Origin of the sequence: Fuscovulum blasticum DSM 2131, assembly GCF_003034965.1 — a bacterium.
In the GTDB taxonomy this organism is placed as follows: Bacteria; Pseudomonadota; Alphaproteobacteria; order Rhodobacterales; family Rhodobacteraceae; genus Pseudogemmobacter; species Pseudogemmobacter blasticus.
This window is the reverse complement of record NZ_PZKE01000002.1, coordinates 313,435-329,369: the sequence shown is the minus strand read 5'-3', so window position 1 is coordinate 329,369 and position 15,935 is coordinate 313,435. Positions and strand designations below refer to the sequence as shown.

General features: G+C 67.3%; 15 protein-coding genes and 1 CRISPR repeat array. Of the genes, 1 reads left to right on the top strand and 14 read right to left on the bottom strand.

Annotated features, from left to right (window positions below; translation table 11 throughout):
* Positions 1 to 244: 244 nt before the first annotated feature.
* The 7 genes from C5F44_RS03740 to C5F44_RS03710 are packed head-to-tail and all read right to left on the bottom strand — an operon-like array spanning position 245 to position 7,094.
* On the bottom strand, positions 245 to 1,042 hold the full coding sequence (locus C5F44_RS03740; protein ID WP_107672146.1) for an HAD family hydrolase: 798 nt from the start codon (positions 1,040 to 1,042) through the stop codon (positions 245 to 247).
* Complete coding sequence (locus tag C5F44_RS03735; RefSeq protein ID WP_107672145.1) at positions 1,039 to 2,121, bottom strand: aminotransferase class V-fold PLP-dependent enzyme; 1,083 nt, start codon at positions 2,119 to 2,121, stop codon at positions 1,039 to 1,041. The genes C5F44_RS03740 and C5F44_RS03735 overlap by 4 nt, the downstream gene beginning before the upstream one ends.
* Positions 2,118 to 2,897 carry an ABC transporter ATP-binding protein gene (locus C5F44_RS03730; protein WP_107672144.1) on the bottom strand — a complete coding sequence of 260 codons (780 nt, stop codon included), beginning with the start codon at positions 2,895 to 2,897 and terminating at the stop codon, positions 2,118 to 2,120. Before C5F44_RS03730 ends, C5F44_RS03735 begins: the two co-directional genes overlap by 4 nt.
* Positions 2,894 to 3,676 carry an ATP-binding cassette domain-containing protein gene (locus C5F44_RS03725; RefSeq protein ID WP_219908658.1) on the bottom strand — a complete coding sequence of 261 codons (783 nt, stop codon included), beginning with the start codon at positions 3,674 to 3,676 and terminating at the stop codon, positions 2,894 to 2,896. The genes C5F44_RS03730 and C5F44_RS03725 overlap by 4 nt, the downstream gene beginning before the upstream one ends.
* The gene (locus tag C5F44_RS03720) at positions 3,673 to 4,491 is read right to left on the bottom strand and encodes an ABC transporter permease (protein ID WP_107672142.1); all 819 of its coding nucleotides are present in this window, start codon (positions 4,489 to 4,491) and stop codon (positions 3,673 to 3,675) included. Before C5F44_RS03720 ends, C5F44_RS03725 begins: the two co-directional genes overlap by 4 nt.
* Positions 4,491 to 5,474: an ABC transporter permease gene (locus C5F44_RS03715; protein WP_107672141.1), complete on the bottom strand. Its 984-nt coding sequence runs from the start codon at positions 5,472 to 5,474 to the stop codon at positions 4,491 to 4,493. The genes C5F44_RS03720 and C5F44_RS03715 overlap by 1 nt, the downstream gene beginning before the upstream one ends.
* A 24-nt stretch (positions 5,475 to 5,498) precedes the next feature.
* On the bottom strand, positions 5,499 to 7,094 hold the full coding sequence (locus tag C5F44_RS03710) for an ABC transporter substrate-binding protein (protein WP_107672140.1): 1,596 nt from the start codon (positions 7,092 to 7,094) through the stop codon (positions 5,499 to 5,501).
* A gap of 835 nt (positions 7,095 to 7,929) precedes the next feature.
* On the opposite strand from C5F44_RS03710, the gene C5F44_RS03705 reads away from it, so the two are divergent.
* Positions 7,930 to 8,691 (top strand): siderophore-interacting protein, encoded by a 762-nt coding sequence (locus C5F44_RS03705; RefSeq protein ID WP_107672139.1) that lies wholly within the window; start codon positions 7,930 to 7,932, stop codon positions 8,689 to 8,691.
* Positions 8,692 to 9,205: 514 nt separating this feature from the next.
* Positions 9,206 to 9,965: a CRISPR direct-repeat array (repeat unit 29 nt; unit sequence CGGCTCATCCCCGCGGGTGCGGGGAACAG).
* Positions 9,966 to 10,045: 80 nt separating this feature from the next.
* On the opposite strand, the gene cas2e is transcribed toward C5F44_RS03705, so the two are convergent.
* The 7 genes from cas2e to casA are packed head-to-tail and all read right to left on the bottom strand — an operon-like array spanning position 10,046 to position 15,745.
* Positions 10,046 to 10,333: a type I-E CRISPR-associated endoribonuclease Cas2e gene (gene cas2e / locus C5F44_RS03700; RefSeq protein ID WP_107672138.1), complete on the bottom strand. Its 288-nt coding sequence runs from the start codon at positions 10,331 to 10,333 to the stop codon at positions 10,046 to 10,048.
* A complete protein-coding gene (gene cas1e, locus C5F44_RS03695) occupies positions 10,330 to 11,280 on the bottom strand; it encodes a type I-E CRISPR-associated endonuclease Cas1e (protein ID WP_107672137.1) in 951 nt (316 codons plus the stop codon). Before cas1e ends, cas2e begins: the two co-directional genes overlap by 4 nt.
* Positions 11,277 to 12,005 carry a type I-E CRISPR-associated protein Cas6/Cse3/CasE gene (cas6e, locus tag C5F44_RS03690; RefSeq protein WP_107672136.1) on the bottom strand — a complete coding sequence of 243 codons (729 nt, stop codon included), beginning with the start codon at positions 12,003 to 12,005 and terminating at the stop codon, positions 11,277 to 11,279. Before cas6e ends, cas1e begins: the two co-directional genes overlap by 4 nt.
* The gene (gene cas5e / locus C5F44_RS03685; protein ID WP_107672135.1) at positions 12,002 to 12,667 is read right to left on the bottom strand and encodes a type I-E CRISPR-associated protein Cas5/CasD; all 666 of its coding nucleotides are present in this window, start codon (positions 12,665 to 12,667) and stop codon (positions 12,002 to 12,004) included. The genes cas6e and cas5e overlap by 4 nt, the downstream gene beginning before the upstream one ends.
* Positions 12,667 to 13,767: a type I-E CRISPR-associated protein Cas7/Cse4/CasC gene (cas7e, locus tag C5F44_RS03680; protein ID WP_107672134.1), complete on the bottom strand. Its 1,101-nt coding sequence runs from the start codon at positions 13,765 to 13,767 to the stop codon at positions 12,667 to 12,669. Before cas7e ends, cas5e begins: the two co-directional genes overlap by 1 nt.
* A complete protein-coding gene (gene casB / locus C5F44_RS03675; RefSeq protein WP_107672133.1) occupies positions 13,764 to 14,291 on the bottom strand; it encodes a type I-E CRISPR-associated protein Cse2/CasB in 528 nt (175 codons plus the stop codon). Before casB ends, cas7e begins: the two co-directional genes overlap by 4 nt.
* Positions 14,288 to 15,745: a type I-E CRISPR-associated protein Cse1/CasA gene (casA, locus tag C5F44_RS03670; RefSeq protein ID WP_107672132.1), complete on the bottom strand. Its 1,458-nt coding sequence runs from the start codon at positions 15,743 to 15,745 to the stop codon at positions 14,288 to 14,290. Before casA ends, casB begins: the two co-directional genes overlap by 4 nt.
* Between the last annotated feature and the right edge of the window lie 190 nt (positions 15,746 to 15,935).

Here is a 15,935-nt window from a genome sequence, read left to right as displayed (position 1 = left end):
TCAGGCAAACCGGGTCTGGCGGAGGTCTCTCGACGCCGGACCGGCCTTCGTCCCTTCAACATGGGCCGCCTTGGCGGCCAAGACAAGCCGCCTGATGGTGAATCGCGCCGGGAATCGCGGGCAGGAGCAACCCTGGCGCCGCGCGACAGGTGAACCGGCCAGGCCATGGCCGAACCGCCCCTTCGGCGCCCGGGGGCGGGCTGGCGACAATCCTGTTGCCCTGGCCGCGCGCGGTCTGTCCCGCTTATCGGGCTGAACCCTGCCCGACGGATTGATCTGCCCCGGCAACCAGCGGCGGCAGGTCTTCCAGCGTTGAAATGTGCGCCGCGGCCTTGGCCGGTGTGGGCGCCAGCGGGTCTTCGGAATAGAAGATGGCGGTCATCCCGGCCTCTGCCGCCGCGGTGACATCCCAGACGGGATCGTCGCCCACCATCCAGGCCCGGGCTGGCGGCAAGCCGAGATCGGCCAGAAGACCGGAATAGGCGGCGGCTTCCGGCTTTCCGACCCCAACTTCTTCCTCGATGCGGATGATCTGAAAGTATTTCTCCAGATCAAACCGCGCGATCTTGTCCCTTTGCCGTGGGCCTGAACCGTTGGTCAGCAGCGCAAGCCGCAGCCCTTGCCCGGTCAACTGATCCAGCATGTCCCGCGCACCGGGTTTCAGGCGGATGGTCTCTTCAAGAAAGGTCTCGAACCTGTCGGCGATCCGGTCGGCATCAACGCCGTGCAGCGGCTCTGACCCGGGCGGTCGGGCAAGGTTCAGCCGGTGGAAGGCTGACCGCACGACCTGCCGCCGGGTGGCGTCACCTTCCAGCCGCCACATCTTGCGCCCTTCGTCCCGGGACAGGAATTCCAGAACGCGGTTCAGCACATTGGCAGTAACCCAGCGGCTGTCATGTTCGCCAAGCGCATCGGCGTGTTCGGCGATGATCGCGGCCCAGGTCCGTTCCGGGGTCCGGTAGGCCGTCAGCAAGGTGTCGTCCAGATCGAACACAACCGCCACGGGCCGGCGCAGAACGCCGTAACTGGCGCCGCCTGTCATGCGTCCGCTGCCGCCGCAAGCGCGGCGGCCAGATCAACCGCATGGCCAAGCGCGCCCAAGGCCCGGGCAAGGGCCACAAGGTCGCCCAGAACCACGTCCTTCCGGGCGCGCGGGCCGGTATGGTTCAGCCGGATCAGCCCGTCCCCTCCGGGCCCGACGCCGGCACTCAGCGTATGCCCGGCGGGCGCATGGGCAAGCACCGCCGCCGCCGTGATCCCGGGGGGCAGGGCCGCGGCCGTGACAAGGTTCGAGGCGCGGTCAGGCGAAACCCAGGCGCGGCCGGTCAGGGCCAGCGCCCCCGCCCGCGCCGCCCGCGCGGCATCGGCATGGCGGGCCTGCAAGGCGGCCAGCCCTTCCTGTTCAACGCGCGCCAGCGTTGCGGCAAGCGCGTGGAATTCCAGCGCCGAAGGGGTGCCGGGCAGGGCCAGGCGCCCCGTTGCCAGCCAGCCGTCGCGCAGATCGGCCAGCGACAGGATCGACGGCGCTTCGTCCGCCGGGGCCACCCGTTCCCATGCGGCAGGCGAAATGGACAGCGCCGAAACACCGGCCTGCCCGCCCAGCGATTTTTGCGGCCCGATCACCGCGACATCCAGCCCCAGCCCGTCGACCTCCAGCCGGTGCCCCCCGACCGACGCCACCGCATCGACCACGATCAATGCCCCCCTTGCGCGAGCAAGCGCGGCAATTTCCTCAAGCGGGTTCAGGATGCCATAGGCGCTTTCGGCATGTACAACGGCGACAAGATCGAACGGCGCCGCGTCCAGCGCCTCGGACACCGCGTTAAGGCTGATCGGCTGTCCCGGTCGGGCGACCAGATCCTGCACCTCAGCCCCGGCGCGCCGCAGCCAGCCGCCAAACCACCGCCCATACATCGAGGTGACGATGTTCAGCGCCCTGAGCCCGGGCCGGCCCAGGGATTGGGCCACGGCTTCCAGCGCCACCACCGCCTCGCCCTGAAGCAGCAGCACATCGTTGCTGGTGCCAAGCAGGCGCCCGATCGCATCTGCCAGGGGCGCGAAGCCTGTGGCGGGAAATGCCGGGGCATCGGGCAGCGGGGTCCAGGGCGCGGGGGGTGTCATGGCAGGTCTCCGGGCGGGGAAAGCGTGGGAATGGCGGCAATCAGGCGACGGGTCAGATCGGCCTGCGGATGGGCAAGCACCTTGGTTGCCGGACCCGTCTCGACAATCCGGCCCGCGTCCATCACCGCGATCCGGTGTGAAATGGCGCGCACCACCGCAAGGTCATGGCCGATGAACAGGTAGGCCAGCCCAAGGTCACGCTGAAGCCGGACCAGCAACGCCAGGATGCGGCCCCGGATCGAGGTGTCCAGCGCCGACAGCGCCTCGTCCAGCACCACCAGCCGCGGGCCCGTGGCAATGGCGCGGGCGATCGCAACCCGCTGTTGCTGCCCCCCCGAAAGCGTGGACAGCGGCCGCGGCGCCAGGTCGGGGGCAAGGTCGACCTGTGTCAGCAGATCGGCAATCCTTGTTGCCCAGGCAGCGCGCGGCATCCCGGAATGAAGCCGCAGCGCCTCGGCCAGCGCGCCTTGCACGGTGGCGCGGGGATGAAAGGCCGCGGCCGGATCTTGAAACACCATCTGCAGCCCGCCGCGTGCCCGACGCAGATCGCGTCCGCGCAGCGCCAGCCAGTCCTGCCCGTCAAAGCGGATGGCCCCGGCATCCGGGCGATCCAGCCGCAGGATCATGCGGGCCAGCGTGGACTTGCCACAGCCCGAAGGCCCGACAAGCCCCAGCGTTTCGCCCGCATCCACCGACAACGAGACGTCTTCCAGCGCGCGCACCCGCCGGGCACCGTGGTGGGTCTTGCTCAGGTCGGTGACGGTCAGCAGGCTCATCCGCGCGCCTCCACCAGGGGCGGGCTGGACAGGTCAAGATGGGCCGCCAGCAACTGCCGCGTGTACTCAGCCTGCGGTGCGGCCAGCACGCGGGCCGTGGGTCCGATCTCTTGCAGCCGCCCATTGCGCAACACGGCAATCCGGTCGGCCAGTTGTGCCGCCAGCCCGATGTCATGCGTCACGAAGATCAGGGCCATGGTCCGGGCCTCGGCCAGATCCCGCAGAAGGGCCACGATCTCGGCCTGCACCAGAACATCCAGCGCCGATGTCGCCTCATCCGCGATCAGCAGCGCCGGCCCGGCCGCGATTGCCAGAGCAATGGCGATGCGCTGGCGCTGCCCGCCGGAAAACTGGTGCGGATAACCCTCCAGAGCGGCGCGCGGATCGGGCAGCCTGACCTGTGCCAGCAGATCGCCCGCCCGGTCCCGCGCCGCCCGGGGCGAAAGCGGCAGATGGGTTCGCAAGACTTCGACCAGATGCGCGCCAATCGAAAGCAGCGGGTCCAGACTGCCCCCCGGGTCCTGAAAGACAAAGCCGATGTCCCGCCCCGGAACAGGGGTATCGCCCGACCAGATCAGATCGCCCCCGACATGGCTTCCGCCGGGCAGCAGCCCGGCGATTGCCCGCGCCAGCGTGGATTTTCCCGACCCGGATTCCCCGATCACCGCCAGCTTTTCGCGCGGGGCCAGCCGAAGGTCGATGCCCTGCAGCGCGGGCAGCGGGGCGCCCGGATAGGTGACGGCGAGCTGTTGCAGGGACAGCAGCGGACGGTCGGTCATCGCGGCCTCCGCTCGGTCAGGCTGTCGGTCAGGGCTTCGCCCACGAGATAGGTCGAGACGACGGTGATCACCAGCGCCAGCCCCGGGATGATCGACAGCCACGCGGCCGAGCGCAACTGGTTGCGCCCTTCGGCGATCATGCCGCCCCATGTCACCACATTGGGGTTGCCCAGCCCAAGGAAGGACAGGGCTGCCTCGGTCAGGATTGCGCCCGCGACGATGATCGCGGTCAGCGACAGCACGGGGGGCAGGGCCAGCGGCATGATCTGGCGAAACGCAATCTCGGCGGGGTGCAGGCCAAGCACCCGCGCGGCGGCCACGAATTCGCTTTCCCGCAGCGCAAGAACCCTTGATCGCGCCAGCCGGGCAGGGCCGGTCCAGGCGCCAAGCGCGATGGCCAGAACCACCCCCGCCAGTGACGGCCCCGCGACAGAGACAAGGGCCAGTGCCAACAGGAAGCCCGGCACGATCTGGAACGCCTCGACAAGGCGCATCAGCACCGCCTCGGTCCAGCCGCCAGCCAGGCCGGCAACCGTGCCGACGATCATCCCGGCCGACAGCGCCACCACGGCCACCAGCAAGCCCACCGTCATCGAGGTGCGGGCGCCATGGATCAGACCCGCCAGCAGATCCCGCCCCAGCCGGTCGGTGCCCAGCGGATGGGCGGCATCGGTCAGCGGCAGGATCAGCGGCTTGCCCGCGATTGCCAGCGGATCGCCCGGCGACAGAAGCGGCGCGGCCAGCGCGATCAGGGCAAGCGCCAGCAGGACGGCCCCGCCCGCCAACGCTTCGGGGCGCTTCAGCAGGCCGGCCATCAGGTGCCCCCCCGTCCGACGCGCGGGTCGATCACGCCATAGGCCAGATCGACCAGCAGGTTGGTCAGGATCACCAGCACCGCCGAGACCAGGATCACCCCCAGCAGCAGCGGCGTATCCCGCCCGGCCACGGCTTCTTGCGCCAGCCGCCCGAAACCCGGCACGCCAAAGACGCTTTCCACCACCACAGACCCGCCCAGCATCGAGGCCGCCTGCAACCCCAGCAGGGTGATCAGCGGCAAAAGCGCATTTCGCGCGGCGTGGTTCAGCACGATGCGGCTTTCCGACAGGCCCCGGGCGCGGGCGGCAAGGATGTAATCCTGGCTCCAGGCCTCGGCCATGCCGCTGCGCATCACCCGCAGGAACAGCGCCAGATAGATCATCCCCAAGGTCGATACCGGCAGTACCAGGTGCCACGCGATGTCCAGCGCCCGGTCCATGCCGGTCTTGCCGGAGGCGATGGTCTCGATCCCCGACACCGGCAACCAGCGCAGTTGCACGGCGAAGATCACCGAAAGCACCAGACCCAGCCAGAAACCGGGAATCGAGTAAAGCAGCAGCGACCCGCCCGACAGCAGCCGGTCCACCGCCGAACCCGGCCTGCGTCCGGCCAGGATGCCAAGCGCCGATCCGGCAAGGAATGACAGGGCGGTGGCGCTGCCCATCAGCCAAAGCGTGTTGGGTAGCCGTTCGGCAATGACGGCGGCGATGGGGCGGTTCAGCGCGACAGACCAGCCCAGGTCACCCTGCGCCAGCCGCCCAAGGGTGAAGATCAGCCGCCGCCAGATGGACTGGTCCAGCCCATGCTCTGCCCGCAGTTTCGCGGCCAGGCCGGCATCGCCGCCCCCGATGCTGGCCAGATAGGCATCCACGGCATCGCCGCCAGCCGAATTCAGCAGCAGGAAAACCCCGATCACCACGATCAGCAGCACCGGAATGCTGCCGATCAGGCGACCCAGAATACGGCGCAGGGCAGGGGTCATCTCTGGCGGCGCGAAGGGAAAGGCTCAGGTGCCAAGTGTCAGGTCCGCCCAGTTCGAAACCGCCCAGCGGGGATTGTTCGCGATGTTCCCCAGCTTGTCCGAGGCAACCGAGGTGAAGGACCAGTCGACGACGTTGATCAGCGGCAGGTCCGCCGTGACCAGTTGCTGGAAGCGGTGATAAAGGGCCACGCGCGCGGCCGGGTCCAGTGTCGTCAGCGCCGTGTCGATCAGGCTGTCCAGTTCGGGGTTCACATAGCCCCCCTGGTTCGAGAAGTTCACCCCCGCAGGGATGCCCGACCGCACCAGATTGGTGGTCGAGATTGCCGGGTCGGCCCGGAATACGGGCGGCGCGACGGCAAGGTCGAAATCATGGTCGGTATAGACCGCCTTCTGATGCGCCGCGCTGTCATTCGCCACGATGGTCGCGTCAATTCCCACGGCAGCCAGCGCCTGACGCAGGTAATCACCGAACTGGCGGGTTTCGTTGAAATAGGGCGCGGGCAGCAATCGCAGGGCAAAGCGTTTGCCGCTGGCATCCGCCGGGAAGCCGGCTTCATCCAGCAGGGCCTTGGCCTTTTCGGGATCGAAGGCGTAGGTGGTCACATCCGGCGTGTAGAAGGTCGGATCGTTGGCGGGCACCGGCCCGGTTGCCTTGGCCGCATAGCCAAGGAAGATGGTGTCCAGCACGAATTGCCTGTCGATCGCGTGGGCAATTGCCTGCCGGACCTTCAGGTTGGCCAGATGCGCGTTGCGGTGGTTGATCTCGACCACCAGTTGATACGTCAGCGCCTCATAGCCCTTGGTGATGACGGTCAGGCCCGGCACCTTGCCGATCCGGTCAAGCTCGACCAGCGGCACCGATGAGAAGGCCGCAAGCTGGACTTCGCCCGCCTCCAGTGACCCCGCCGCTGCGGCACGGTCAGGCAGCACGCGGAACACAAGTTCCTCGGCCAGCGGCAGATCGGGTTGCCAGTAGGCCGGGTTGCGCTTCAGCAGATAGTATTCGCCGGGCTTGTAGTCGCCCCAGACGAACGGCCCCGTTCCGATCAGGGCCCGGTTGGCCGGGTTCTCCGCAATTTCGCTGCCATCATAGATGTGCTTCGGCAGCACAGATGACACCACGGGCAGCGCCTTGGCGATCAGTTGCAGCGGTGTCGGGGCCGAAAAGCGGAAGACCGCCGTATGCGCGTCCGGCGTCTCGACGGCGGTAAGGTTGGCAAACAGCGTGCGGCCGATGTTCTGCAACGGTTTCCACACCTGTAGCGCCGAAAATGCGACATCGGCCGAGGTGAAGGGCGTGCCGTCATGCCACGTCACCCCTTCGCGCAGCTTGAACGTGATCGAGAGGCCGTCCTCCGCCCCTTCCCACCCCGTTGCCAGCAGCGGCCGCAGCCCCGCTTCATCATAGGAAGCCTCGGCCAGCGGTTCGATCACCTTGGACGAAATGTAGAACACGCCGTTCGACGCCGCGATCGCCGGGTTCAATTGCGCGGGTTCGCTGTCGGCCGCAACCGTGATCCGGCCGCCGGACTGGGCGCTGGCCGAACGGGGCAGGAATTGCAGGGCAGCAAGCGCCGCAGTCGACAGGAACAGGCCACGACGGGACAGGACAAGGGTCATTCTGGCACCTGATGGTTGGATGAGGGGGAGTGTGGGGCAAGGGGCCCGGGCTGGCAAGCCAAGGCCGGCACCGGGGCTGTGAACGGGGCAAAGACAGCAGACAGGGATGGAAGGCGGATCAGCCCGTTGTCGCGCAAGACCCGGCGTAACCCCAACCACTTCGCCACGCCGGTGATCTGGATTGCGATCGGGGGCCCGCCGGGGCGACGGGCCAGATTTGTGGTCATTCCAAGCTCCGTTTGCGCGCTGCTTTCAGGCGGTCCAGGCGGGGCGTTCTCGCGCCGCGGCCTTGGGGGCCTGTCATGCCGGCAACCTTCGGGATAAATCACGTCAAGATCAATCGTCTATTTTGCGGAAAGACATCATGAAATTTCTCTGCGCCGCCCCTGCGCCGATGGGTTTCTTCCCGGCCCCGCCCGTTGAAACAGGGCACGCCAGTCCTTGACCGCGGGGTCCGCCAGCTTGCGCGCGGCGTGTTCACGCAGAAGGGCGCGCCTCTCCTTCCGTTTCGGCAGCATGATCGGGACCATCTTGCCAATCACGCCACATGGCCGTTCCGTGTTGGCGTTACCCGCCGATCCGTTCGCGTTTCAGCGCCCCCCGCAAGGGCCATGAACCCGCGCGAAAACGTGCGCATTTCGGGGCGCTGTAGGGCTGACATTGCCGTGATCTGGCGATGCAGCCCTTGCCGTCTTCCGGTCGCCGAAAGATCATAAGCCCGATCCATCGTAAGCGTTAACGTGAATCAACGCACCGACACTGGCACCCCACGGGCCCGTGTTTCGGTGCGTTTGGATCAGCGCATCCGAGGCCGGGCCGGACAGAAAGGCCGAAGATGACCGACACACCCGCCCCGCACCTGCAGCGTTTCCGGCAAGACCCGAAGCGGCGCAACCTGACTGTGCGCAGCGTTACCCAACTTACCCCCGCGATGATCCGGGTGGTGCTGGCTGGGGACGATCTGGCCGATTTTCAAAGCCTTGCCCCCGATGATCACGTCAAGCTCTTCCTTGGTCCCGACACCGCCGAGGCGCGGCCGCAGATGCGCGATTACACGCCCCGTCGCTTCGATCCCGTTCGTCGCGAACTCACGCTGGATTTTGTCGATCACCCCGGCGGACCTGCCGCTGACTGGGCACGCGCCGCGCAACCGGGCGATGTGGCACGCATCGGCGGGCCGCGCGGCTCGACGGTGATCACCGGCCCGGTCACGCACTGGCTTCTGATCGGCGACGAGACGGCCCTGCCTGCCATCGGCCGCTGGATCGAGGAATTGCCGGCGGGAACGCCGGTTACAAGCCTTGTCGCCGTGCCGTCAGAGGCGGACCGGCAAGGTTTCGAGTCCGTCGCCCGACACGAGGCGCACTGGATCGCGCGCCCGCTGGCCAAGGCCGCAGACCCGGGCCCCCTGCTGGCGGCGCTTTCCGGTATTGAACTGCGTCCGGGCACTTTCGCCTGGATCGCAGCCGAGGCGGGGGTGGCCAAGGCTTTGCGTGCGGCGCTGATCGCGCGCGGGATGGCGCCGAACTGGATCAAGGCCTCGGGCTACTGGGTTCAGGGGCAGGCCGATGCTTCGGTAAAGTCGCTTGATGATTAGCGCCAGTCTCCGCCTTGCGATCATTGCTGCGCCGACCGCTGTGCGGTGCATCGCCGGGATATGACAAAGGGACGTGCCATGATCTGGTCAGGTGTCACCTGCAGTTCGGGCACGTCGACACAAACATCCAAAAGGCCGGGGCCGCCCGCAAAGGCCCCGGCCCGTTGTCAAATGGCTGGCGCCGGCGGGCCATCACGATGCCCCCGCCCGTGCAAGACCATCGGGGCGCGGCGGTTGGGGGGACATCGGGCACAAGATGGGCCGCTCGTCCTCGCATCAAACCCACTTTCGATATGAACAAGGGACGGCCGGCGGCAGGTCAGCCGCAACAGGTATGCGGGACAACGCTGCCATTTTTGAACCCGACGCGAAGGGACGCTTGGTTCGCTTCAGAAGCGTCGATAGCAGAGCATCTGCGCATCGGCGGCCTGACTGGTCAGGCCGGTACTGGCACAGCACGACCGCCCGTTTGCGGGGAGCAGCGGATAATGCCTCGCAATTCTCGGTCAGATCGCGGTTCATCCCCGCGGATGCGGGGAACAGTCGCCATCAGCCGCTATCGCCAATTGGTCCATCGGTTCATCCCCGCGGGTGCGGGGAACAGAGGTCGGGCAGCCCGCCATACAGGCTTGCGGCCGGTTCATCCCCGCGGGTGCGGGGAACAGGGGACGGGCTCCCACTTCGCAGGCCAGCCGTGCGGCTCATCCCCGCGGGTGCGGGGAACAGGTGCCGAACGCCTGCTTGCCGCTGGTGCCCACCGGCTCATCCCCGCGGGTGCGGGGAACAGCCGTTACCGCGTTCTTCCATCTGCTTCTTCTCCGGCTCATCCCCGCGGGTGCGGGGAACAGATGCTGCCCATGGACGTGGCCGACCGTTCGAACGGCTCATCCCCGCGGGTGCGGGGAACAGACGTTCGGCATGTCTTCGGCCACCACCAACGGCGGCTCATCCCCGCGGGTGCGGGGAACAGGGGGATGGGGCCAGAGATCAGACCCCCCTCCCGGCTCATCCCCGCGGGTGCGGGGAACAGGAGGTTGAGAGACGGAAGCACAGCGCCTACGGCGGCTCATCCCCGCGGGTGCGGGGAACAGCCGATGGGGGTCTCGTGGTGGATGTGAGCGGTCGGCTCATCCCCGCGGGTGCGGGGAACAGCTCTTCCTTGAAGCCGAAGGCCATGAAGTTTGCGGCTCATCCCCGCGGGTGCGGGGAACAGAGCTTGGCGATCACCGGCTCAAGGCCAGCCATCGGCTCATCCCCGCGGGTGCGGGGAACAGTCTTTCTGCAGGCGATTGATCCTCCACGGAATTCACGATGTCAAAGAGCGCGCCGAGGTTTCGGCCTTGGCTGGTCGAGGTCAGGCGGGCTTCTCGGGAAGGAAACTCACCAGCTTGAGTCCGTCGAAATCCACCGGCATCCGGCGGTTGCGGCCATGGGTCAGGAAGTCATAGCCCTGGTCGGTCGGGGCCTTCCAGACCATCACGGCGTCGCCTTCGTCCAGACCGGCCAGCACCTGATCCCAGATCATCTCGCGCGTGCGGGCAGAGTAGTCGCCGACATAGACCCCGGCCCGCAGTTCCACCAGCCATGCGGCAAGGCGGCCGCGCAGGCGGGGCGGGGCGTTCGTGACCACCACGACCATCATCCGCGATGGCCCCCGTCGCCGCTGGGGTCTTCGGGAATCGCCACCGGCATCGCCTCGGGCGGGGGATCGGGGCGGGGCAGGTTGCCGGCCGAAAGCACGTCGTCGATCGCGGGGATGATGCGGGACAGAAGGCCGGTCTTGCGGAAGGCATCGCGGCAGGCAAGCCGGACGGCGCGGTCGGGGGCCATGTCCAGCCGGCCCTTTGCGGCCAGCCCTGCGATGCGAAAGGCCTCGGGCACCACGGTATCAATCTTGAAGAGATCCGCGATGTCATAGACGAAGGACAGGGGCTTGCCGGAATGCAGAAAGCCGATGGCGGGGGCGTAACCGGCGGCCAGCACGGCAGCTTCGGACAGGCCGTGCAGGCAGGCCGTGGCGGCAGACAGGCAGCGGTTGGGCACATCTCCGGCCTCCCAGTCGCGGGTGTCGTAGCGGCGGCGCTTCCAGTTGACGCCGTGACGGTCTGCCAGCAAGGCATAGGTTTCGCGCACCCGCACCCCTTCGATCCCGCGCAACTGGTCGATGGACCGGCGCGACGGTGCCTCTTCGCCAAAGCGCATCGCATACATCTGGCGAACGACCCGCAGGCGGGCGGCATCGTCCAGCGCGATCCGCGCCTGCCACAGCAGACGGTCCGCCCGCGCGCCGCCCGGCTGCCCGGCAGAGTAAAGCCGCACGCCGCCTTCGCCGACCCAGGTGATCAGGGTGCCGACACGGGCTGCCAGGGCCACGGCGGAATGGCTGATGCGGGCGCCGGGTTCCAGCAGGATGCAGGCGATGCCGCCCACCGGAATCTGGGTGCGGGTGCCATCGGCATTCACCGCGACGAAGGCGCCATCCAGCACATCCAGCCGGGCATGTTCGACAAAGACCATCGAGGCCCGGTCCTTGAGCGGGATCGGAGAGGGCGGGGCAAGTCCCGGCAGATCCTGCCCCGCGCCGGTCATGCCGCGCGCCGGATCAGCATCAGGCCGCAGCCGAAGGCCTTGGCGCGACCGAACCCCGCCGCAAGCATCGGCAGAAATGCCGCCGGGTCGGTGATCTCGATCCTGCCCGTCAGATCAAGGATGCCGAATTGCGGCTGGCCCTTGCGCGGGCCGCGATGGCCGGGCAGCACCTCGGTGCTGTAATCCGCCACCTCGGCCGCCAGCAGGTGAAACCCGGCCTTTTGCCCCTGGCGTGCCAGCCAGGCGCGGCCCACATCCTGTGCCAGGGACAGCCGCGCCGGTGCGCGGAGGCTTTGGGCCCCTTCGGGCAAATCCTTGCGGCCGGGAACCGCCTGCAGGGCATCCATGACCAGATCAATGTGGCGCTTCTTCTCTTTGCCACGTTCCGACAAGCCGCCGGTCTTTTCGGTGCGGGTGGCATTGCAGCGCAACTGGAAGTCCAGCCGGTCCCCGATGGAAAGGGCCGGGGCGAATTCCTTCACCTGATGCGGCTCGAACAGGTCGGTCTGCGCGGGGGGGCGGGCCGAGAGGGTGAGGAAACTGTTCTCCCGCTCTTCGCGCCACAGGAAATCGCGGTTGCGGTCGGGCCCATCGGTGAAGACAGACCACAGCAGGTTGTGCTGCGCGGCCTTGCGCGCCGCCGGGTCGGCGGGGGCAAGCAGGGGGGCCAGAGCCTGCGCCGAAGGCCGCCGCGACAGGCGCAGATGGCTGAGATAAAGCGTCATGTCGCAGCCCCCGTCACCGGCCGCACCGCCACCCGGCGCGGCGCGAAATGCCAGCGGGCACGGTCAAGGGCCCGATCGTGCAGCACCTCGCCTGCGGGGTCTTCAACCACCACGGCCTGCAACTGGTCCTTTTGCCGCCAGGGGGGCAGGATCAGTTGCGCCAGGGCGTCCTCTGCCCGTTCGGCCTGCACCAGCCGCGCCCCGGGCGGGGCGGCCAGCGGGCAGGATTTGCGGCCAAGATACAGCGTGAAGACCGGGGCGTTCAGCGCGGTTGCCAGCGCCGCAAGCCCCTGACCCGCCACGGCGACGCTGAACAGCGGCCCGGCGCGGTAGTCGCGCAGGGTGATGGTGGTGTTGGTGCGGCCCCGCGCGGCCCGAAGCGCCTCGGGGCGCGAATTGGGCGATTTCACCGCTGCCGAGGGCACCGTTTCGATGGTGTGGTAATCGCGCAAGGGGGCGCCGCTGTCATGCAGGCCGATGGTGATCTCCAGCGCCTCAAGCGCCGAAAAATCGCCGTCGCGGCGGATGCCAAGCGCCGCCCCCATCACCCCGATCACCGCCGACCGGCCGGGAAAGGTCAGCCCGCCGCGCCGCTCATGCCCGGCAAGTTCGCCCATGGCGCCCAGGTTGGCGGTCAGGCCAAAGATCAGGAAGGGCTGCATCAGGCCCCCCGAACCGCTTGGCCGGCAAAGCGCACGATTTCCGACAGGGTGCCGGTGCCGTCCAGCGTGTTCAGCGGCGTGCAGGTGTTTTCGGCCTGACCATCGTAATAGCAGGCGTCGATCTGTGCCAAGGTTTGCTCCAGCGCCTTGATCGAGCCGGTTTGCAGATCATTCGCGCCCAGATCCCGCAGCTTGCGGTCCACCGGGGTGAAGAAGGCCCCCGACAGATCGCGCGGCGCGCGGGGCCCGGCTTCGGCCCGCATGTAAAAGGCGATCGGGCGATGCGCAAAACTGTTCTGCTTGCCGGCGGGGCTGGTCTGCGGCAGGGCCTTCGCCAGCGCCTCGATCCCGCGCGCCGCCAGCTCCCTGTCGCCGCCAAGGTTTTCGATCAGCAAGTCGCAGTTCACGCAGACATACTGATAATAGATGCCCGAGCCGAAGGCGGTTTCGCCCAGGTGCCCCGCGCCCGTGTCTTCGGCCTTGTTCAGGTCGTCAACCGCCGAATACCAGTCTTCCTCGGCCTGTGCGCTGTGGGTGGTGATGGCATGGGCCACCTGCACCGCCGCATCACGGTTGAAATCGGCGTCATCGGCCAGCATCCGCCCGAACATGGCGATATCCACCGCGCCATCGGCCCGGCGCAGCACCAGCTTTTTCAGGTCCTTGTCCTTGGGCAAGGCCTCGCCCGCAGCCGCCTTTTCGGCAAGCTCCTCGGCCAGCGCCCATTCGGCGGGCGAGATGAAGGCCAGCGTCGTGGCCTTGACCGTCTCGGAGCCGTCCTTTTCCTTCACCGTCTCCAGTTTGCCGAAGATGGCCGCCACCTGCGTTGCGGCATCGGAGGCCGCCTTGTCGGCGATGCCCTTCTTTCCCAGATGCTCGCGCAGCCGATCATGCAGTTTCTTGGTGCGCGTGCCGGTATGCCCGGCCAGATCCAGCGCGAAAAAGCTGCTCTCCCGCAGCGCGCGCTTCACCGATTGCGACGACATCCGCAGCCGCGGCACCCCGCCGACCATCGCCTGTTTCGGGCGGCCCTGATCGTCACGGTTGGGGTTCGAGGGGCCATAGCTGGTCAGCAGGTGGAATTGCACGAAGGTGGTCATTCGGAGGTCTCCTCGGAATCCTGAAGGCGTCGGTCATCGTTTGTCGGGGCAGGAGTGTCGGGATCAAAATACTCGAAGCACCACCGTCGCCTCGCCGCCTCCCAGTTCATCAGATCGGCGGCGAAAACTGCCACGTTGCAAACTCGCCGTTCCGGTTTGAGCATGTGAATTGCATTGCGAAGGCCGTCCGTAAGATCATCGCCCTTTGCCCGGATCAGATGTTCGAAGCGCGACCTGGACAGGATGGGCTTTTCGCCCCCAAGGACTTGGGCCAAGGTTTGTCTGTCGTTACCCCGCAACTCGGCCAGCAGCGTAGCAAGACGTGCAAGATCATAGCTTTGGCTGGGCTTCATACGCAGGTCACGATACAGTTCATGTACCGCCGGCTCGCACAGGATCTTGATGATATCCGCTCGGCGCAAACGGGCAGACAGACCGCGTTGACCCGCCTCGTCCCTTCTAGAAATATGCTGCTTCCACCAGCCAAGGGCAATCGCACCCGGCCCCTTCCTTTCGTCGCTCATGCCGCTTTCCCCTTCTTTTCCGGCAGGGGCAGGTCAAGCGCCTCGAAGATCGCCTTGCCCTGCTTGCCATATCCCCCGAAGGCAAGGCCAAGGAACTTGCGCGCCGTGACGATGCGGTTGATCTGATCGGTCTCGCGCTGGTCGATCCCGGGAACCGCTAGCGCATCGAATTGCCGCAACGCCTGCGCCCGCAGATCGGCCAGCCAGTCGGCGCGCGGGTCAGCCCCGGCCCGGATCGCGTCCAGATGCCTGGCAAACCGCGTCTCGGTGGCCATGAAAAACGCCTCCCGCTCGGCCTCGCGCGCTTCGCCCCCGGCCAGCACCGGCTCCAGCGCGCCGCGCAGGGCGACACCCGCCGCCTCGGCGCCAAGGATCAGGAAGGCCAGCAGATCCTGCGCCTCGACCGGCAGGTCGGGCAGGGGCTGCACCGACAGGGTGAAATCGCGGGGTTTCATGTTGTCCATCGCCCAGCCCGCGACGATGACCGAACCGCCCCCGCCGCGGCCCTCCCAATTGCGCAGCGACAGCGAAAGCTCGGTCACCTCGCTTTTCGCTTCCTGAGCGACGATGCCCAGCCAGTTGCGATACCCGAACCGCCCGGCACGCGGGTGTTTCGGCAGCCATTCGGTGCCGGGTTTCAGCCGGTAATAGGGCGACAGCGGGTGCTTCCAGCGTGCATAGTTCGTCCCATAGGGTTTCTGGATCACCCCGGTCACGCCGCCTTCGCTGGCCACCAGCCGCAACCGGCGCGGCAGGCCGAAAAACGCCTCGGGTCCGAACAGGGCATCCTCGGGTGGAAAGGTTTCCAGCCCCTTGTCCGAAACGCGGGTGGCGCGCATCCAAGGCAGGCTTTGTGTGGTTCCGGGCTGGCCATAGGGCACATTGGCCCAGATGCGCGGCCAAAGCCCGTCCCCGGGATCGGCAAGCGTGACCAGCGGCCCGCCCCCGCGCATCGAGGTGCGATTGCCCGCTCCGCCCGACGGGGCGAAGGCCTGAAAGGTATAAAGGGCCATCGCCGCAAGGGCCGGGTCCAGCACCGGATAGCGGCAGCGATGCACCATCACATCGGCGTTGTTGCGGGCGGTATTGGCACCGGCACTGTCGATGAACAGCATGTCGGGCGAATTGGTCTCGCCCTCCAGCGGCTCCTGATCCTGCAGGAACCGCGGGCCATCACCAAGCAGGTCGAAGGCGGGCGCAAAGGGCGCCAGCTTCTCGCGCAGCCGGGCCGGATCGGGCGCGCGGCGATTGCGCCAGTCATGAAGGTCGGCGGGCGGATCGGCCAGATAGACCAGCCCGATCAGGAATTCATGGCAGGCGATGTTGAGATCGGGCCGCGGCCAGTCCGGCGAAAAGGGCCCCGGTTCGGCCATTTGCCACGGTGCGATGATCCGGCGCGAACCATCGGAACAGATTACCGGAATCCATGGATCGGAAATCAGATTGAGAGACATGGTGATCCCTGCTTGCAATCATGACGATAGAAAGCCGGTCCCGGCTCGCAGTAAAGCGGCAAGGTGACGCAATGGCGTAAAGCCGGGCCGGCCCGCAAAGGGCAAGGACATCATGTCATTGCCCGCGCCCGCAGGTGATGCTAAAAGAAAAGCGCCACGAGCGGGTTCAGAAAGGTATTTTCTGCATCTT